This is a genomic window from Streptomyces sp. NPDC107522 (assembly GCF_055657525.1).
In genome coordinates this window covers 273,415-292,550 of the sequence record NZ_JBVKAU010000005.1, presented here as the reverse complement: position 1 = coordinate 292,550, position 19,136 = coordinate 273,415, and the positions used below count along the sequence as shown (strand labels likewise).

At 73.1% G+C, this 19,136-nt stretch carries 17 protein-coding genes; 15 read left to right on the top strand and 2 right to left on the bottom strand.

The features are described from left to right. Window positions 1-122 precede the first annotated feature (122 nt). The 9 genes from ACZ7L6_RS18490 to ACZ7L6_RS18450 are packed head-to-tail and all read left to right on the top strand — an operon-like array spanning window position 123 to window position 10,334. On the top strand, window positions 123-800 hold the full coding sequence (locus ACZ7L6_RS18490; RefSeq protein WP_471925061.1) for a class I SAM-dependent methyltransferase: 678 nt from the start codon (window positions 123-125) through the stop codon (window positions 798-800). Continuing rightward, window positions 797-5,230, top strand: coding sequence for a DUF3367 domain-containing protein (locus ACZ7L6_RS18485; protein ID WP_471925059.1), 4,434 nt, complete (start codon window positions 797-799; stop codon window positions 5,228-5,230). Before ACZ7L6_RS18490 ends, ACZ7L6_RS18485 begins: the two co-directional genes overlap by 4 nt. Then, window positions 5,227-6,738 (top strand): condensation protein, encoded by a 1,512-nt coding sequence (locus tag ACZ7L6_RS18480; RefSeq protein WP_471925057.1) that lies wholly within the window; start codon window positions 5,227-5,229, stop codon window positions 6,736-6,738. The genes ACZ7L6_RS18485 and ACZ7L6_RS18480 overlap by 4 nt, the downstream gene beginning before the upstream one ends. Next, window positions 6,735-7,469 (top strand): class I SAM-dependent methyltransferase, encoded by a 735-nt coding sequence (locus ACZ7L6_RS18475; protein WP_471925055.1) that lies wholly within the window; start codon window positions 6,735-6,737, stop codon window positions 7,467-7,469. The genes ACZ7L6_RS18480 and ACZ7L6_RS18475 overlap by 4 nt, the downstream gene beginning before the upstream one ends. A 23-nt stretch (window positions 7,470-7,492) precedes the next feature. After that, complete coding sequence (locus ACZ7L6_RS18470; RefSeq protein ID WP_471925679.1) at window positions 7,493-8,407, top strand: hypothetical protein; 915 nt, start codon at window positions 7,493-7,495, stop codon at window positions 8,405-8,407. Continuing rightward, a complete protein-coding gene (locus tag ACZ7L6_RS18465; RefSeq protein WP_471925053.1) occupies window positions 8,404-8,649 on the top strand; it encodes a Trm112 family protein in 246 nt (81 codons plus the stop codon). Before ACZ7L6_RS18470 ends, ACZ7L6_RS18465 begins: the two co-directional genes overlap by 4 nt. Continuing rightward, window positions 8,646-9,449 carry an FkbM family methyltransferase gene (locus tag ACZ7L6_RS18460; protein ID WP_471925051.1) on the top strand — a complete coding sequence of 268 codons (804 nt, stop codon included), beginning with the start codon at window positions 8,646-8,648 and terminating at the stop codon, window positions 9,447-9,449. Before ACZ7L6_RS18465 ends, ACZ7L6_RS18460 begins: the two co-directional genes overlap by 4 nt. Then, the gene (locus ACZ7L6_RS18455) at window positions 9,415-10,035 is read left to right on the top strand and encodes a hypothetical protein (protein WP_471925049.1); all 621 of its coding nucleotides are present in this window, start codon (window positions 9,415-9,417) and stop codon (window positions 10,033-10,035) included. Before ACZ7L6_RS18460 ends, ACZ7L6_RS18455 begins: the two co-directional genes overlap by 35 nt. Window positions 10,036-10,073: 38 nt before the next feature. Next, entirely contained in the window at window positions 10,074-10,334 is a 261-nt protein-coding gene (locus ACZ7L6_RS18450; protein ID WP_471925047.1) for a hypothetical protein, read from the top strand. 40 nt (window positions 10,335-10,374) lie between these two features. Here the strand turns inward: ACZ7L6_RS18450 and ACZ7L6_RS18445 are convergent, their stop codons facing one another. Together ACZ7L6_RS18445 and ACZ7L6_RS18440 are read right to left on the bottom strand one after the other, a co-directional pair. Then, complete coding sequence (locus ACZ7L6_RS18445) at window positions 10,375-11,247, bottom strand: ATP-grasp domain-containing protein (RefSeq protein WP_471925045.1); 873 nt, start codon at window positions 11,245-11,247, stop codon at window positions 10,375-10,377. A gap of 181 nt (window positions 11,248-11,428) precedes the next feature. Next, window positions 11,429-12,118 (bottom strand): FadR/GntR family transcriptional regulator, encoded by a 690-nt coding sequence (locus ACZ7L6_RS18440; RefSeq protein ID WP_471925677.1) that lies wholly within the window; start codon window positions 12,116-12,118, stop codon window positions 11,429-11,431. Between the two features lie 240 nt (window positions 12,119-12,358). Between ACZ7L6_RS18440 and ACZ7L6_RS18435 the strand changes: the two genes are divergently transcribed. The 6 genes from ACZ7L6_RS18435 to mreB all read left to right on the top strand — a co-directional run bounded on the left by ACZ7L6_RS18435 (window position 12,359) and on the right by mreB (window position 19,129). Continuing rightward, window positions 12,359-13,744, top strand: a complete 1,386-nt coding sequence (locus ACZ7L6_RS18435) for an SLC13 family permease (protein WP_471925043.1) — start codon at window positions 12,359-12,361, stop codon at window positions 13,742-13,744. 52 nt (window positions 13,745-13,796) lie between these two features. Beyond that, window positions 13,797-15,242, top strand: coding sequence for an acyl-CoA synthetase (locus tag ACZ7L6_RS18430; protein ID WP_471925041.1), 1,446 nt, complete (start codon window positions 13,797-13,799; stop codon window positions 15,240-15,242). Beyond that, window positions 15,235-16,776, top strand: coding sequence for a carboxyl transferase domain-containing protein (locus ACZ7L6_RS18425; protein WP_471925039.1), 1,542 nt, complete (start codon window positions 15,235-15,237; stop codon window positions 16,774-16,776). The genes ACZ7L6_RS18430 and ACZ7L6_RS18425 overlap by 8 nt, the downstream gene beginning before the upstream one ends. Before the next feature lie 129 nt (window positions 16,777-16,905). Then, window positions 16,906-17,256 (top strand): CU044_2847 family protein, encoded by a 351-nt coding sequence (locus tag ACZ7L6_RS18420; protein WP_471925675.1) that lies wholly within the window; start codon window positions 16,906-16,908, stop codon window positions 17,254-17,256. 216 nt (window positions 17,257-17,472) lie between these two features. Further along, window positions 17,473-17,883: an HAD family hydrolase gene (locus ACZ7L6_RS18415; RefSeq protein WP_471925037.1), complete on the top strand. Its 411-nt coding sequence runs from the start codon at window positions 17,473-17,475 to the stop codon at window positions 17,881-17,883. Window positions 17,884-18,076: 193 nt separating this feature from the next. Further along, entirely contained in the window at window positions 18,077-19,129 is a 1,053-nt protein-coding gene (mreB, locus tag ACZ7L6_RS18410) for a rod shape-determining protein MreB (protein ID WP_471925035.1), read from the top strand. Window positions 19,130-19,136: the final 7 nt, after the last annotated feature.

The window sequence follows — 19,136 nt, the reverse complement described above, 5'->3', positions numbered from 1 at the left end:
CGCGAGTGCCTGTAGTGCGTGGCTGGTCGCGCAGTTCCCCGCGCCCCTTCAGGGACGTGCCCGCACCCGGAGCTGTCAAGGACCCCTCACTTCGGCGGTCGGTTGCCCTCTTTCGTGCGTTCATGCATGAGCAGGACGATCCCGAATCCTGCTACTCGCTTCTCGCCCGCGATGCCGCCGATCAAGTCGAGGCTTACAACGGCCCCCTCGCCGGGCGGACCGTCGTCGACGTCGGTGGGGGCAGCGGGTACTTCACCCAGGAGTTCCGGCGGCGGGGTGCGCAGGCCTACCTCTTCGAGCCGGACGTCGGTGAGCTCGGTGAGAAGCCGCCCGACGGGGCCGTCGTCGCCGACGGGTATTTGTTGCCCCTGTCCGACGGGGTCGCTGACGTGGCCTTCTCCTCCAACGTGCTGGAGCATGTGGCCGATCCGCAGACGTTTCTGAGTGAGCTGGCGCGGGTGACCCGGCCCGGTGGGCTGATCTATGTGTCGTTCACCAACTGGCTGTCCCCTTGGGGTGGTCATGAGTGGGCCCCCTGGCACTACTTCGGTGCCGAGCGGGCCCGTGCCCGGTACCGGCGGCGTACCGGGCGGGACGCCAAGCACGCTCTCGGCGAGAACCTCTTCGCCGTGCACATCGGCACCACCCTGCGGCAGGTCCGTGCCCGCGACGACGTGGAGATCGTCTCGGCCCGGTCCCGCTACTGGCCCTTCCTCGCGGAAGCCGTCGTGAAGGCGCCGGGCATACGCGAGTTCGCCACCTGGAACCTCCTCCTCATCCTCCGGCGGTGTCCACCATGACGACGACCACGGTCCAGGCTCCTCCCCCGGCAGCCGTGCCCACCCCCGCGCCCGCCTCGGGGCCGCCGGAGGGGCCGCGGTCGCGGCGCTGGCTGCTGGGGTTCTGGGCCGTGGTGTTCGTGCTGTTGCTGGTGGTGCAGCCGGGGCGGCAGACCTTCGACACCAAGCTGGGTGTGACCGTCGATCCGGGGCAGTTCTTCGCCGATCTCGGCCAGTTGTGGCAGGACGAGGGCAGTTTCGGCGGGATCCAGAACCAGTACTCGGGCTATCTGTGGCCGATGCTTCCGTTCTACTGGCTGGCCGACGCCGTACGGCTGCCGGTGTGGCTGGCGGAGCGGTTGTGGCTGTCGCTGATCGTGTCGGTGGCGTTCTGGGGGGCCTTGCGGCTGGCCGAACGGCTGCGGGTGGGCAGCGGGGGGTCTCGGCTCCTCGGTGCCGTCGCCTATGCGCTGTGGCCCGTCTTCACCATCGTCGTCGGGTCCACGTCGGCTGCCGCGCTGCCGGGCGCGTTCCTGCCGTGGGTGCTGCTGCCGCTGACGAACGAGCGGTACGCCGCCCGGGTCGCCGCTCTGCGCTCGGCGCTGATCATTCCGTTCATGGGCGGGGTCAACGCGGCCTCCACGCTGGCCTCGCTGCTTCCCGTCGGGCTGTATCTCCTGTCCCGTCCGCCCGGGCCGCGGCAGCGGAAGCTGATCGGGTGGTGGGTGCCGGGTGTCATTCTGGCGACCGCCTGGTGGGTCGTGCCGTTGCTGCTGCTCGGCGCCTACGGGGAGAACTTCCTTCCCTACGTGGAGAGTTCGCAGACGACGACCGAGACCATGTCGGCGACCGAGGCCCTGCGCGGGGCCGGGAACTGGGTCGCCTATCTGCACTTCGGTGACGCCTGGCTGCCGGCCGGGTGGACCGTCGCCTCGTCCGTCGTCGTGATCGTGTGCTCGGCGCTCGCGGCCGGGCTGGGGCTCGCGGGGCTGGCCCGGCGGGACATGCCGGAGCGGCGGTGGCTGGTGCTGACCGTGGTGACGGTCGCGCCGATCCTGCTCGCGGGGTACGGCGGCGCGTTCGGCGCACCCTTCCACGGCGTCGTGCAGGACTGGCTGAACGGCGGGCTCGTCCCCTTCCGGAACATCTACAAGTTCCAGACCGGGCTCGCGCTCGCGTTGGTGCTGGGGCTCGCCCATCTGGTCGGGGTGGCCGCGCAGGCGCGCGGGGCGCGGCCGGTGCGGGGGCGGCGGTTCGCGCCCCTGATCGCGGCGGTGCTGGTGCTGCCGGGGCTCATGTGGCCGTATCTCAACGGCTCGATCCTCAACCCCGGGTCGTTCAAGGAGATACCGAAGTACTGGCAGGCCACGGCCGACTGGATGGAGAAGTACTCCCCCGACGCCCGCGTCCTCGTCGTCCCCGCGACCGCGCACGGCATCTACACCTGGGGCTCGACCATCGACCAGCCCCTGGACGTCGTGGCCGACTCGCGCTGGGCACAGCGGGACTACGTTCCCTTCGGCACCCCCGGCAACCGTCGCGCCATGGACGCCGTGGAGCAGGCGCTGACGAGCGGCGCCCAAGTACCGGGACTGGCCGACTACTTGAGCCGGGCGGGGATCTACTACGTCGTCGTACGCAACGACCTCGACCCCGACCAGATCGGCGCAGTCCCGACGACGACCGTCAAGCGGACCCTCGAACAGTCCGGGTACGAGCGGGTGACGGGCCTCGGGCCGGTCATGACCGGCGGGACGATCGCCCCGGACACCCCGCTCCAGGTGGAGGGGCTGTATCCACGGCAGCGGGCGGTGGAGATCTACAAGCCGGTCAGCGACGACGTGCCGCGCCCGCACCAGGCCGGGCTGCAGCCGGTCGCCGACACGGCCGTCGTGTCCGGCGGTCCGGAGGCACTGCTGCCGCTGGCGTCCGAACTGCGCGGCCGGGCCAGTGTGCTGACCGGCGACAACCATCCCGGGCTCGGCTCACCGCCGCTCCAGGTGGTCGGCGACGGGATGCGGCGCGCGGACACACGGTTCGGGCTGATCAACGCCAACACGTCGTACACGTACACCCGCGGCGAGCGCAACGCGCCCGACGCCGCCCAGGACGCGGGCGAGAAACCGCACCAGATCCTGCCCACGACGGGGCTCGACCACCAGACGGTGGCCGAGCTGCGCGGTGCGCGGTCGGTGACGGCGTCGTCGTACGGCAGCTGGCTCTTCCACCTGCCGCAGTTCGACCCGGTGAACGCCTTCGACGGGAATCCGGACACGGCGTGGGCCGAGGGCGCGGAGGGGTCGCCGGACGGGGAGTGGCTGCGGATCGCGTTCGCGGGCGGCTCGTACGACATGCCGTCGTCGTTCAAGGTCACGCCGCTGCCGCAGGAGGGTGTGCGGGAGGCGCCCACGCGGGTGCGGGTCGAGACGGAGAAGGGAGCGGTGAGCTCATTCCTCCGGCCGGACGGATCGACGCAGAGCGTCAAGGCGCCTGCGGGCGCGACGAGTTGGATGAAGCTGACGATCACTGACTCCGTGTCCCGGCGGCCCGGTCTGACCGGGGCGGGCTTCTCCGAGATCGGTCTGCCGGACGTCCAGGTGACCCGGCTGCTGCGGCTGCCCACCGACGCCGAGGACTCCGGTGCCGCCGCCGAGATCGTCTCCCTGTCCCGTACGGCCGACCCCACCGGCCTGTCGCCGACGGGCACGGAAGCCGGGCTGCACCGGCGCTTCACGACGTCGACCGCGGGGACGTACGAGGTGCGGGCGAACGCCGTGCCGGTGGCGGGCGAGGAGCTGGACAAGCTGCTGTACAAGGTGGCGCCGGAGCAGCGGAACCAGATCGTTGCCACCGCCGACTCCACTGCGCGGCTGGGGGCGGGACTGTCGCCGCGCAACCTCACCGACGGCGACCTGACCACGGCATGGATCGCGGGCGACCGGCCCACGATCCATCTGCGCTGGCCCGGAAAGCAGGCGGTGGGAGAGATCGTGCTGGCGCCGGCCGGGGGCCTGTCCACCCGCCCGACTCAGGTGCACATCAGCTCCCCGGACGGCGCGGCGATCGCGGGCGTCGACGAGAACGGCAACGTCCGCTTCCCGCCGATCACCACCGACCGCCTGGACATCACGATCACCGAGACGGCGCCGCTGACCCTCTACAACCCGATGGTGGGCGAGGATCTCCGGCTGCCGGTGGGCCTGACCGAGGCCTACATCCCGGCCCTCGACCAGTACCGGACCCCGCAGCCGAGGGCCGGCCGGTCGTTCTCCCTGCCGTGCGGGGAGGGACCGGTGGTCTCGGTGGACGGTGAGCTGTACCGGACCAGCGTGAAGGGGACCGTACGGGATCTGGTGGAGCGACGGCAGGTGGACGTCACCCTCTGCCAGCGGGGGCGTGACGACGCCGAGTTGCAGCTGACGGCCGGAGATCACCAGGTGGAGGCCGGGGACGCCGGGCCCCTCGCGGTGACCGACGTGACGCTGACCCGCGGCACCGTCGCCGACGCCGCGACGGCGGGGCGTGAGCTGGGGATACGGGACTGGCTCGGCGACCGGCGCGCGGTGACCGTCGGGTCGGGCGCGGCGAGCTACCTGACGACGTACGAGAACTTCAACGACGGCTGGCACGCCACGCTGAACGGCAAGGAACTGACGCCGGTACGGCTGGACGGCTGGCAGCAGGGCTGGCGGCTCCCGGCGGGCGCCGGCGGCACGGTCGAGCTGTCGTACGAACCGGCGGTGACCTACGAGGCCGGGCTGATCGGCAGTGCGGTGGCGATCGCGCTGCTGGCCGGGCTGGTGCTGTGGCGTCGGCGCGCCCCGAACCCCGACGAGCCGCAGGCCGCTCCGCCGCTGCCTGGGCTGTGGCTCGGCACGGTGGCCGTGACGGTGGTGGGCGTGTTCATCGCCGGGTGGTTCGCGCTGCTGGTGCCGGCGCTGGCGGTGGTGGCCTGGCGGAGGCATGCGCTGCTGGTGCCGATCGCGGTCGTGGCGCTCGCGGGGGCGGGGGTCGCCGCTGCGGTCGGGGCCGGGGAGCCGGTGGGGGCGGAAGAGGGCGCCTTCGGGCCTGCGGCTCAACTGCTCGCGCTGATGGGACTGTTCGCGGGGGTGGTGAGCGTGCGGGAGCGGGAAGGGGCGGTCGGCGTGCCGGCTGGTGGCGGCACTCCGGGGGTCGCTCCGGAAGCGCCGACGCGGCCGTTGCCGGGGCTGCCGCAGCGGGAGCGGGGGCGCAGTGCGCCGGGGAACGAGCCACCTGAGCCCCCTGCTTCACCACCCGGCCCGCCGAGCCCCCGCCCCGAGTCGGGGCCGACCGTCTCCGCGCGCGGCCCCGGCGGACCGGACCCCGATCCGCCGACCGCACGCATCAGGTTCAGCAAGCCGAGGTTCCGGGCGAGCCGCTCAGAGGACGCGCCGGGACGGGAGGACACGGGGAAGGGCGACGCCACATGACCGCACTGCAGCAGCCCGCACGCGCCGAGGGTCCCCTGCGGCCGCCGGTACGCGTCCCGTTTCCCGTCGTGGACGAGGTCGCCCGGCACTGCCTCCAGGAGGAGGAGCCGGAGACTGTCCACATCGAGGTCCATCTGCCGGGGCGGCTGGATCCCGATCGCTTGCGTACGGCTTTGGCCGAGGCGCTGCGCCGGCATCCGCGGATCCTCATGCGGGAGGCGCCGGGGCGGTGGTATCGCCGCCGGTACGAGTGGGAGCTGACGGCGGAACCGGACGTGGAGGTGGTGAGCTTTCCGGCACCCGGGAGGGATGCGTTGCGGGACGCGCGGACGCGGGCGCTGACGGAGGCGCCGCCGTTGTCTTTGTCGCCGCCGATACGGCTGGAGGTGGTGGAGGGGGGCGGCCCGGTCGAGGGCAGCGAGGCGACGGACGCAGTCGGCGAAACCACCGCAGCCGCGGGCACCCGCACCGCAGCAGCCGCGAGCAGTCGGCCCGGCGTAGCTGCGGGCAGTCGTGCCGCTGGAGCGACTCCCGACCCACAGGGAGCGGCACCCCGCAAGCGCGGGCAAGCGACCCGACCCCCGAGCGGCAACGCCGGTCACGGCAAAGGCACGGTGCTGTTCCTGACCATCAACCACACCGCCCTCGACGGCCCAGCCTGCCTCCGCGTCCTCGCCACCGCCGCAGAGCTCTACGGCGGCAAGGACAACTCCCCCGCCGCAGCCCCCACCCGCACCGCCTCCGAAACACCCCCACCCCCCGAAGAAGCCCCCTCCAACTGGTCCCACCCCGCGCGGGTAGCGCAAGGCACCCCCGAACCCTCCCCCGGCAACGGCATGCTCGTCACCGAGCTCCCCCTCCCCCACCGCCCCAAGGGCTCCCCCTACACGGTCAACGACCAGCTCATGGTCAGCACCGCCCTGACCATCGCCCACTGGAACAGAGAACACGGCGCCCACCCCCGCCCCCTCCGCATCACGATGCCCGTGGACGACCGCCCCCGAGACACCACCATGCCCATCGGCAACGGCACCAGACTGGTCGAAGTCCCTTTCACTCCCGACGAGTTGAAGCGGGCCGACGACGACATGCCCGCCCTGCTGCGCCGCACGGCACTGCGCACCCGCGCCCTCAAGTCCCTCCCCCGCCCCCAGCTCGGCCACGGCGCCTCCCTCCTCACCGCCCCGTGGGCCCCCGTCGCCGTCCGAGCCGCCCTCACCCGCGGCCTGCGCAGAGCCGCCGCGCCCTGGACCTCGACGACCCTCCTCAGCAACATCGGCCGTATCCCGTACCCCCTGGACTTCGGCGAGGAGGCGGGCCGCGCGCACGCCGTGTGGTTCTCGGCGCCCGCAAGGATGCCCCGTGGCCTCACCGTCACCACCGCCTCCACCGCGGGCCGCCTCCACCTCGCCCTGCGCTGGTCGCGCGCCCTGCTCAGCCACGGAGACGGCGCCCACCTCCGGGACCTCTTCGAGCACTACCTGCACACCACGGAGGTGACCCCGTGACCACGACCTCCCCCGTGAAGCCCCCCGAACTGCGCGACTTCTACGAGAACCCCGCCGTCCCCGTCGCCTCCGGCACCCCCCGCAGCCGCCGCCAGGCCCGCATGCTGGCCGACGCTCTCGGGCCCGCCACACCACCGCGGACGATCCTCGACATCGGCTGCGGCGACGGAACCGCGGCCGCCACCGCCGCCCCCTTCCTCCCCGGCCACCGCATCATCGGCATCGACTGGTCCCAGGACGCCCTACGACGGGCCGGCACCCGGATCCCGTACGCCGTCCGCGGTGAACTCACGGGCGGTGGGCTGCCGTTCAGGACCGGCTCCGCGGACGCCGTGCTGTTCAGCGAGGTCATCGAGCACCTCGTCGACCCGGACGCCGCCCTGGACGAGATCCGCCGGGTGCTGCGCCCCGGCGGCCACCTCATGCTCTCCACCCCGAACCTGGCCGCCTGGTACAACCGCGCCCTGCTGCTGGCCGGGGTGCAGCCGGTGTTCTCGGAGGTCAGCCTGCGGGCCATCCACGGGCGGCCGGGGCGGGAGGTCGTGGGGCATCTGCGGCTCTACACCGCCCGTGCGCTGCGGGAGTTCGTGGCCGCGTCCGGCTTCGAGGTCGTACGCCTCGCGGGCGCGCCCTTCCATGGCGTACCGCGTCCCCTCCGGCCCCTCGACCGGCTGGCCTGCGCCAGACCACCCCTCGCGTCGATCCTGCTGCTGCACGCACGACGGACGTAAGGGGCGTGACCATGTGGTGGGGAGTGGCCGCGGCCCTCATGGCGAACACCCTCTACAGCCTCGGTTTCGTCCTGGAGAAACGGGCGCTCACCGCACTGCCGCAGGTGAGCATCCGGCAACCCGCCCGACTGCTGCGGCTGGTGCTCGGCAGCCCGCTGTGGATCGGCGGCTCGCTCTCCCTCGCCGCCGGTTTCGGCGCCCAGCTCGTCGTCTACCGCACGCTGCCGATCGCCGCCGCGCAGGGCATCTTCGTCTCCGGCCTGGTCCTCCTCGTCCTGCTCTCCGCGCGGCTGCTGGGCGAGGAGACCAGCGGGCGGGAGCGGTACGCGCTCGGTGCGATCCTCGCCGCGCTGCTGATGGTCGTGCTGTCGCTGCGGGAGGGCTCGGAGACCGTCAGCCACGCCGCCCCGTATCCGTTGATCCTGCTGGTGTGCGTGCCGTCGCTGGCGGCCGGCGTATGGCTGTACAACTCCGCCGAGCGCAGGGCCCGGCACCGGCACCGGCTGCCGACGACCGGCGTCGAGTACGGCGTGGCGGTGGGGCTGCTGTACGGGGTGAGCTCGCTCGCCATCAAGGGGGTGTCGAGCTATCTCACGACGAGCGGAATCGGCGGCGCGCTCCTCGACCTCCTCCGCTCCCCGTACCCGTACCTCCTCCTCTTCACCGGAGCGTTCGGGCTGGTCATGTCGCAGGCGGCGCTGCAGCGCTGCCGGGCCTCGCTGATCGTGCCGGTGTGCACGACCGTGACCTGCCTCTACACGGCCGTGCTCGGCACGCTGTCGTTCGGCGAGGCGCTGCCCGAGGATCCGCTGCGGCTGGCGCTGCGGGTCGCGGGAACGGCGCTCGCCGTCGCCGTACTGCTGTCGATGCCGCGGCACGACCCTCCCGCACCTTCTCCCCAACCCCCCATAGGAGCCAAGGAGTTGACCCCGCCATGAAACCCGACGACCCGCTCCTGCAGATCCTGGCGTGCCCGCTGGACAAGGGCCCGCTGCACCTCGTCGTACCGGACGGGCCGGACGATGCGGACGAGACCGCCGAGACGGCCGAGGCGCTGTACAACCCGCGCCTGCACCGCCGCTACCCGATCATCGACGGCATCCCGCAGCTGCTGCCGGCCTCCGGGGAGCAGGTCTCCGACGACGAGCACGAGGAACTCCTCAAACGGATGGCCCCATGACCCTGGCTGCGCACATCGCCCCTCTGCTGCCCACCCGCCTGGTCGCCGCCGTCGCCCGGGCCGTGTACCCGCGTTTCGAGCCGGAGCTGGCCCGGCTGGCGGAACTGTGTCCCGCCGGGTGCGGCACGGCCGTGGACGTCGGCGGCTGGTACGGCCCGTGGACGCGGCGGCTGTCGAGGCGGGCACGCCGGGTGGTGACCGTGGAACCGGTCCCTCATCTGGCGCGGCTGCTGGCGGCGACGGCTCCGCCGAACGTCCGGGTCGTGCAGGCCGCGGCGGCCGAACGCCCCGGCGCGGCCCGGCTCTGGCTGCCGCCGCACGACGCGGGTGACCGCGGGGTGTCCTCCCTGGTCCGCCGGAACATCCACGCCACCGCACTGCCGGTCAGCTGTGTCACGCTCGACGAACTCGGTCTCAAGGACGTCGGGTTCGTCAAGGTCGACGTGGACGGCAGCGAGCTCGCCGTGCTGCGCGGCGCGACCGGCATCCTGGCGCGCGACCGGCCCGCCCTGTTCATCGAGCTGGAGTCCCGCATCCAGCCGATCGGCCCGGTGGTGACGTATCTGTCGCTGCTCGGTTACGACGGCTGGGTCCTGCCCGGCCAGGACTGGATCCCCCTCTCCCACTTCCCGCTGGAGGACCACCAGGCGGAGACCTCGCACGTCGTCACCCAGGGCCTGCTGCGCCGGGTCCTGCCCTTCCGCGGACCCCGGTACGTCAATTCGGTCCTCTTTCTCCCCGACGGCCGCCGTCCGATCGGCGACGATGGAGCGCATGCCCTCCGGAAAGCGCGCCGCTAGCGGCGGAACGAACCCCGCCGGCCCCTTCACCCCGCTCCACTTCCAGCTGGTGCTGCTGCGCCGCATGGCCGACCACAATCCGGACCTGGTGGAGGACGCGCGGCGTGAACTGGGTGTCTCGCTGGCCGAGATGCGCGAGGCGAACAAGCGGTGGCAGGCGATGGTCCGCTCGCCGCGGGCGCGCGCCGCCGCCTCCCGGTACCGCTCTGTCCTGGGTACGCCCGAGTCCGTGGTCACCCGCAAGATCGGGGACCTGGACTGCGAGGCCTGGCTGTGGCCACTCCCCCTCTGGCCGGACCTGCGCTTCGAGGCGCTGCTCGCCCCCGACGGCGCGGTCTGGAACGAGTGGCTGGTCCGCGCCCCGGGAGCCGAGGGCCCGTCCCTGCGCACCCTCGACGACCTCACTCCCTGGTCCTGCACGGTCGACGAGGCGGCCCGCGCCTTCGCCCCCGCCCGCCCCCTGGAGGGCACGGCCCCGACACGCTGGGGGCTGGCGTTCACCGCGCCGGACGGGGAGGGCGTGCGGCGGGAGGTGGTGGCGGAGTTCACGTGGGGGTTGTTGCAGCGGGTGGCGGTCGGTGGCTGAACCGCGGGGAGCGCCGGGCGTGTGCGATCGTTCGGCCCATGAGTAGCGACTACGACCGCATCCGTACCGGCATCGAGCTCATGACCGCCTACGTGTCCGGGAACGACCTGCTGGCCGCGTACGTGGCAGAGCGGCGCCGCGAGGACCCGACGGCGACCGAGGCGCTGATGGACGGCGCCGCGGCCCTCTGCGCCATGCTGCTGCACAAGATCGCCAAGGAGACCGGGAAGAGCGAGCACGAGATCCTGCAGGAGCTGGCCCGCGGCACCCACCGCCACGAGCAGCAGTTCGGCGACTGACGCGGGGCAGCCGACCCGGAGCGACGGACCCCGAGCGGCGTTACCCCGCCGCCCCCAGGATCGCGTCCCTGACCGCCGGCACCGAACCCGGGTGCAGCGACAGGAACAGGTTCGGCTCGACGAGCTCCAGCTCCATGACCTGCGGCTGCCCGTCCTCCCCGTCGACGAGGTCCACGCGCGCGTACAGCAGCTCGGCGGCCTCCGGTACGGCGGCCAGGGCGCGTTCGGCGACGGCGAGTTCGGCCGGGGTGGGGGTCCAGGCTTCGAGGCCCGGGTGGGCGACCTTGCGCTCGTCGTAGGGCGTCCCGGGGGTGAGGACGGCGCCCTTGCGGCTGGCGTGCAGCAGGCGGCCGCCGTAGAACTGCAGCGCCCGCTCCCCGCTGACGTCGATGTTCTTGAGGTAGGGCTGCACCATCGCGGTGAACCCCTCCGCGTGCATGCGCGCGAGCTGCCGTACGGCCGTGTCGTGGTCGTCGGGTGTGTAGCGGGCGGCGAACCGCGCGCCCGCGCCGGAGGTGGGCTTGACGACGTACTCGTAATCGAGCGGAAAGCCGTCGACAGCCTCGCCGGGGGCTATGTACCGGGTCGGCACGACCGGCACCCCGGCGGCGGCGAGGTCCCCGAGGTACCGCTTGTCGGCGTTCCACCGCACCACGCCGGCCGGATTCGCGAGCCGCGTCGCCTTCCCGCACCGCTCCGCCCACGCCAGGAACTCCGCCGCACGCCAGCTGTAGTCCCAGGTGGAACGGATCACGGCAAGGTCGTAGCCGCCCCACTCGACCACGTCGTCGTCCCAGCACACGGCGTCGACGTCGGCCCCGGCGTCCCGCACCACCTGCACCAGCACGGGCAGGTCCCGGTCGACGGCGACCTCGGGGCCGGGACGGCAGGTGACGAGGGCTATGCGGGGCACGTCGGTTCCTCCGGGCAGGGCGGTTGTGCGAGCGGACGGGACGGTGGCGCGAGGCGCAGGTTAACAAGCGTTTCCGGAACCGGGACAGACACCCGGACGTGGCGGAGAGGGCGGCCTGACGGACGGCCCGCGCGGCGCGACCGGCTCCACCGGACCTACAGGCCCACCAGTCCGACCGGCCCTACCGGTCCTCGCCCTCCGGTTCCCAGTCCAGCAACCGCACCTTCGCCACCGTGCGGACATGGCGTCGCATGGCGGTGGCCGCCTGGGCGGGGCGGCCGGACTCGATCGCGTCGAGGATGGCCTGGTGCTGGGCGAGGGAGCGGGTGGGGCGGTGGGGCTGGCGGAGGGACTCGGTGCGGCTCTCGGCGATCTGGTCGGCGATGGAGCGCATGAACTCGGCGAGGATGCTGCTGTGGGCGGCGGCGGTGACCGCGGCGTGGAAGAGGCGGTCGCCCTCCACGCCGGGGCGGTTCTCCTCGATCTCCTTCGCCATGTGCGCGAGCGCCGCCCGCATCGCCGCGAGGTCCTCCTCCGTGCGGCGCTCGGCGGCCAGTTCGGCGAGTTTGGTCTCCAGGGCCTCGCGGGCCTCCAGGACGTCGGGCAGGCGTCGGCGGCGCTCGACCATGCGGTCCACCGGCTCCACGTCGAGGCTGTCCCGGACGAGGTACGTGCCGCCCCCGTGCCGTACCTCCACCAGGCCCTGCACCTCCAGGACCACGATCGCCTGCTTCACCGAGGCCCTGCTGACTCCGAGCCGCTGGGCCAGGTCGCGTTCGGTCGGGAGCCGGTCCCCGGCGCCGAGGCCGCCCTCGGCGACGTATGCGCGCAGCCGGTCGAGCACCTGCTCGTAGAGGCGCTGCTTGGTCATGGGGCGCAGGGCGTCGTCGGTCACGGGGTCCCCCTCTCGCCGGGAGCGTAACACCGGGCCGGGTGAGTGGCCGGGCGGTTGAGTGGTCGAGTGGCTGAGCCAATTCCTGCGCGACCCCTTGACGTCCGCTCCCCGCGCGCCCACGCTGTCCAGCCAGCACCCCGAATTGGCTCAGCCACTCAGCCACTGAAGCGGGTGTGGAACCCGCAACCGCTCCGGGACCCAAAGACGGGAGCCCGTATGTCCCCCGAACTCGTCTCGATCCTCGTTCTCGCCGTGGTGTTCGTCATCGCCACGACCCGCTCGATCAACATGGGCGCGCTCGCCTTCGCCGCCGCCTTCGCGGTCGGCACCCTCGTCGCCGACCTCGACGCGGACGGCATCTTCGCCGGCTTCCCCGGCGACCTGTTCGTGGTACTCGTCGGCGTCACGTACCTCTTCGCCATCGCCCGCGCCAACGGCACCACCGACTGGCTGGTGCACGCCTCCATCCGGCTCGTCCGGGGCCGGGTGGCTCTCATCCCCTGGGTGATGTTCGCCCTCACCGGCTCGCTCACCGCGATCGGCGCCGTGAGCCCGGCCGCCGTGGCGATCGTCGCGCCCGTCGCACTGAGCTTCGCCGCCCGGTACCGGATCAGCCCGCTGCTGATGGGCGCCATGGTGGTGCACGGTGCGCAGGCCGGCGGCTTCTCCCCGATCAGCATCTACGGTTCCATCGTCAACGGCATCGTCGAGCGGGAGAAGCTGCCGGGGAACGAGGTCGCCCTCTTCCTGGCGTCGCTGATCGTCAACCTCGTCATCGCGGCGGTGGTCTTCGTCGCGTGCGGAGGCCTCGGGCTGTGGAGGGAGGGCGCCGGACACGCCCCAAAGGGGCGCGGGGAACTGCGCGACCAGCCACAACGGAGCGGTACGGGGACTACGACAGATCCCGGCACCCACCCCTCCCCCACAACCACCACGACCGCCACGACCGCCACGACCGCCACCCGCGAAACAACCCCCGCCCCCACCGACACCCTCGCCCTCCCCCTCACCCCACCCCGAATCGCCACCCTCCTCTCCCTCATCGCCCTCGTCATCGCCGTCCTCGTCCTCGACCTGGACGCGGGCCTGACCGCGATCACCCTCGCCGTCGTCCTCAGCGCCGCCTGGCCCGACGACAGCCGCAAGGCGGTCGGCGAGATCGCGTGGCCGACGGTCCTGGTGATCTGCGGTGTGCTGACGTACGTCGGCGTGCTGGAGGAGATCGGCACCATCACCTGGGCCGGCGAGGGCGTGAGCGACATCGGCGTACCGCTGCTGTCCGCGGTGCTGCTCTGCTACATCGGCGCGCTCGTGTCGGCCTTCGCCTCGTCCGTCGGCATCATGGGCGCGCTCATCCCGCTCGCCGTGCCGTTCCTGGCGCAGGGCGAGATCGGCGCGGTCGGGATGGTGGCGGCGTTCGCGGTGTCGGCGACGGTCGTGGACGTGAGTCCGTTCTCGACGAACGGCGCGCTGGTGCTGGCCGCGGCACCGGATGTCGACCGTGAGCGGTTCTTCCGGCAGCTGATGGTGTACGGAGGGATCGTTGTCGCGGTGGTACCCGCGGCGGTGTGGCTGGTGATGGTCGTGCCGGGCTGGGGATAGTCCCCGCGGACGACAGACTGCAATCGACGGCGACAGCTAAGGAGTACGACGCGTGTCCTCTCTCTTTCCGGCCCTGACCGGCAGCCGGCCCGACCGGCCGGCCCTGCGGTTCGGCGACCGCTCCCTGACATACGGCGAGCTCGGCGCCGCCTCCGGCGCCCTCGCGGCGCGGATCGGCGGCGCGGGCCGGGTGGCCGTCTGGGCGACGCCCGCACTGGAGAGCGCCGTCGCCGTGGTGGCGGCGCTGGAGGCCGGGATCGCCGCCGTGCCGCTCAACCCGAAGTCGGGGGAGAAGGAGCTGGGGCACATCCTGTCCGACAGCGCGCCGAGCCTCGTACTCGCGGCGCCGGGCGATGAACTCCCGGCCCCGCTCAGTGACTTGGACCGCATGGACGTCGACGTGCGAGCCGCCGGCCCCCGCCCCGACGAGCAGGCCACCGAGGCCGACCCGGCTCTGATCGTCTACACCTCCGGCACCACCGGCCCGCCGAAGGGCGCGGTCATCCCGCGCCGGGCGATCACCGCCACCCTGGACGCGCTCGCGGACGCCTGGCAGTGGACCGGCGACGACGTCCTCGTGCACGGCCTGCCCCTGTTCCACGTGCACGGCCTGGTTCTCGGCATCCTCGGCCCGCTGCGCCGCGGCGGATCGGTACGTCACCTGGGCAGGTTCAGCACGGAGGGCGTCGCGCGCGAGCTGAACCACGGCGCGACCATGGTGTTCGGCGTGCCGACGATGTACCACCGCATCGCCCAGGCGCTCCCCGAGGAGCCGGAGCTGGCGAAGGCACTGGGCAGGGCCCGCCTGCTGGTCTCGGGCTCGGCCGCGCTCCCGGTGCACGACCACGAGCGGATCACGGCCGCGACCGGGCAGCGGGTCGTCGAGCGGTACGGCATGACGGAGACGCTGATGAACACGAGCGTCCGCGCGGACGGCGAACCCCGCGCGGGAACCGTCGGTGTCCCGCTGCCGGGCGTGGAGTTGCGGCTCGTGGAGGAGGACGGGACGCCGATCGCGTCGTACGACGGCGAGACCGTGGGCGAGATCCAGGTGCGCGGCCCGAACCTGTTCACCGAGTACCTCAACCGCCCCGACGCGACGGCCGCCGCCTTCACCGCGGACGGCTGGTTCCGCACCGGCGACATGGCGGTGCGCGATCCCGACGGCTACGTCCGTATCGTCGGCCGCAAGGCCACCGACCTGATCAAGAGCGGGGGTTACAAGATCGGGGCCGGCGAGATCGAGAACGCGCTCCTCGAACACCCCGGGGTGCGGGAGGCGGCGGTCACCGGGGAGCCGGACGCGGACCTGGGCGAGCGCATCGTGGCCTGGGTGGTCCCGGCGGACCCGGAATCCCCGCCTGCCGCCGCCGAGTTGGCCGACCACGTCGCCGACCGCCTCGCGCCGCACAAACGACCGCGCACCGTCCACTACCTCACGGCGCTCCCCCGCAACGACATGGGGAAGATCATGAAGCGGGCGCTGACCCATGACTGAACAGCCCACCCAGAACCGCCTCTCCGCCCGGGAGGCCGTCGCCCTGGTCGCCGACGACTTCACCGAACTCCCGTACGCGGCCAAGGCCTCCACCCCCGACGGCCCCCTCGCCTGGCACGGCTACGACGCCTCGCGCGCCCGCGCCGCCGAGCGCACGGGCGAGGAGGAGTCGGTGATCTGCGGCACCGGCACCGTCGAGGGCACGCGCGCGGTCCTGATCGCGTTCGAGTTCGGCTTCCTGGGCGGCTCACTGGGCGAACGCACCGGCGACCGGCTGGAGGCGGCGTACACCTACGCCCGCGCCCGCCGCCTCCCCGTTGTCCCGCTGGTGGCGACGGGAGGAAGCCGTATGCAGGAGGGCATGCTCGCGTTGACCCAACTCCAGCGCGTGGCCCGCCAGTCGGCGCTCACCAGGGAGGCCGGGCTGCCCCAGATCGCCGTGCTGCGGGACCCGACCACCGGCGGCGGCTGGGCCACCCTCGGCGCCGGCGCCGACGTGACCCTCGCCCTGCCCGGCGCCCAGGTCGGCTTCGCGGGCTCCCGGGTCCGGCCGGCGGACGCGGATCCGGCGGCGTACACGGCGGAGGCGCAGGTGAGGGCGGGGGCGGTGGACGCGGTGGTCCGCGCGGAGGAGCTGCGGGGGGTGTTGGGGTCGTGGCTGCGGCTGCTGGCGGGGCCGCCGGCTCGTGGAGCGTCGCGGCTGCCGGATCGACAGGCGCAACGCACGACACCCAGCGGGACGCCCCCGGCGGATCAGGCGGGGCCCGGCCAGGCGGCTCCGCCCGCCCGAGACACGCCCGGCCGGACAATCCCGGAGACATCCGGCGCGCCCGGCCCGACGCCCCCGGAGACGCCCGGCCCGGCATTCCCGGCCGCCCCGCTTCCATCAGCCCTCGGCCTCGACGATGTCCCCACCACCGGCTGGGACGCGGTGCGGCGTGCCCGGTCGCCCGAACGCCCTCGCGCCGCACGCTACTTGGACGCCTACTTCACCCACCGCGTCACGATCAGCGGCGACCGCTGCGGCGGCGCCGACCCCGACGGCATGCTCTGCGGCTTCGGCGAGCACGAGGGCCGTACGGTCGCCTACGCCGCCCAGACCGGCACCGCGACCCGCCCCGCCGGCTACCGCACCGCCGCCCGCCTGATCCGCCTCGCGGACCGGCTCGGCATCCCGGTGCTGACGCTGGTGGACACGCCGGGTGCCGCGAACGACGCCGAGGCGGAGCGGCAGGGAGTGGGTGTCGCGATCGCCGACCTGTTCGGTGCCGTGGCCGCCGCGCGCACGCCGATCACCACGCTGGTCATCGGCGAGGGCGGCTCGGGAGGAGCGCTGGCGCCGGCGGCGCCGGGCAACACCTGGGCCACGCCGGACAGTTACTTCTCGGTGATAGCGCCCGAGTTGGCCGCCGCGATCCTCAAGCGAGGGCCGGGGGAAGTGGAGGCGACGGCGGATCAGCTGCGGATCCGGCCGCAGGACCTGGTGGAGCTGGGGGTGATCCGGGGCGTCGTAGGCGCTCCGAGCGGGAACTGACGGGGACCGGTGTCGCTGCGTTCCCCAAGTCCTGCAAGTCCTGCACACAGGAACCCGGGACATCTCCAAGTGACGTCCGCAACAATGGAGTTCGTCGAGGTCACACACCACGGGGGAGCGAGCGGCGCCATGGACGGGTTGATGGAGTTCGAGACCGACGGCGGCGCCAGGGTCGTCGTGGAGGGCGTCCACGACGAGCACGGCGCCCGTCTCGTGTCGCGCGGCGACGGGCCGGCCCGGGCGACGCGGACCTTCGAGACCGCCCTGGACGGCGTCCGCGCGGCGGCCGACTCCGCGTTGCGGGTCTTCCGGGACGGCTCCCTCGAACCGGACACCGTGGAACTCGAATTCGGCGTGAAGCTGACCGCGGAGGCCGGAGCGGTCATCGCCAAGGGGACGACGGAGGGCCACCTGGTGGTGAAGCTCAGCTGGACCCCCGACCGGTCCGCGGCCGGCCGGGAGACCCCCGGACGGTCATGAGCAGCGCTGCCTGGCACGCCCGGATCGTCTGCGGGGGCGAGGTCGGCGCGGGCTTCCTGATCTCCCCGCACCGCGTGCTCACGTGTGCGCACGTCGTCAGATGGAGCGACCGTTCGGCGGTGACCGTGACGTTCCCGCAGTGCGGGAGCCTCGGCGAGGTGGCCGCCACCGTCGTGGTCCACGGCGGCTGGACGGGCGGCCCCAACGACCCGGCCCATGCCGCTGTCCGAGGAGCTGGTCCAGACCCTGTACGCCCGTGGCATGCCCCTGGCCGTCGTCACCGACCACGCCGCGGGCGCCGCCGAGACCTTCCTGGACCGGCATGGCCTGACCGCCTGTCTCTCCGGCGGTGTGCACGGACGCTCCCCCGACCTCACCCGGCTGATGCCGCACCCCGACGTCCTGCGCCGGGCCGTCGAGCGGCTCGGCGTCTCCCCCGAGCGCTGTGTGCTGATCGGTTCCACCGCGGCCGAACAGTCCGCCGCCCACGCCGCGGGCGTGCGATTCGTCGGCCACGCACGGACCGAGCAGGCACGCCGACGCTTCGACACGGCCGACCTCACCGTGCCGGGACTGCAGCCCATACTCGAAGCCGCCCGTTCCCTGGGACCCGACACACCCACCTGACCCTCCATCAGATCCAGAACCCCCCATTCAGCCGCACCCCACCCGGCCCCCTACAGAAGGCGCCCCCCTCCCGGCGGCCCGCACGATGCGGTAAGAGGCCCCGACCCGGCGGCCCCGCACACACGAAACAACCGAGCGAGGCCCGCCACCCACCCGGCGGACCCCATGGTCTGCGTTCTCGGGAGGACCCCCCATGACCGCCACGCTGGAGCAGCTGCGTCGCTGCCACTTCGCCGTCGACCTGGGGGCGGCCAGGACCCGCGTCTATGTGAAGGGCGCCGGGCTCGTCGTCGACCAGCCCTCCGCCGCCGCCGTCAACACCCGTACCGGCGCCCTGATCGCGGTCGGCGAGTTCGCGGAGCGGATGACCGGGCGCACCCCGGACTACATCCGCGTCGTACGGCCCGTCTCCGGCGGCACCGTCGTCGACATCGAGATGGCGCAGCGGATGCTGCGGCACCTCCTCGGCGACAAGATGCGCCGCTCCCTGCGCCGCAAGCCCTTCCTGCGCGCCGCGGTCTGCACGCCGCACAACCCCGACCCGCTCGCCCGGCGCGCCGCCATGGAGACGCTCGTCGGGCTGGGCGCGCGGCGCGTGGAGCTGGTGGACACGCTGATCGCCGCCGCCGTGGGCTGCGGGCTGCCCGTGGAGCAGCCCGAGGCCAGCATGATCATGGTGTGCGGGGCGGCCGCGACCGAGGTCGCCGTGCTCTCCCTCGGCAACATCGTCACCGCCGAACGCGTCCGGGTCGGCGGTGAGGCCGTCGACCACGCCATCGTGCAGCACTTGCGGCACGAGCACGAACTCATGCTGCCCAGCCAGAGCGTGCGGCCCCTGCAGCTGGCGCTCTCCGGCAACGGCCTCACACCCCATGGTCCCGCCTCCACCGAGATCCACGGCCGGGACGTCTGCACCGGTCTCGCCCGCAGCGTCCAGGTCGACACCGCGGCCGTACGGGACGCCATCCAGACGCCGCTCACCGCCGTCCTCGACAGCATCGGCAAGGTGCTGCGCGACTGCCCGCCCGACCTGGTCGCCGACCTCGCCGACCGCGGGATCATGATGGTCGGCGGCAGTGCGCTGCTGCCCGGGTTCGACGAGATGCTGCGGCAGGCCACCAGCATGCCCGTGCACATCGCCGAGCGGCCCGACGTCTGCGCGGTGCAGGGCCTGGGCACGATGCTGGAGGGCAAGATCGCGCCGATGGAGCTGAACCCGACGGGCTCCGACTCCGACGGTTCGTGACCGGGGT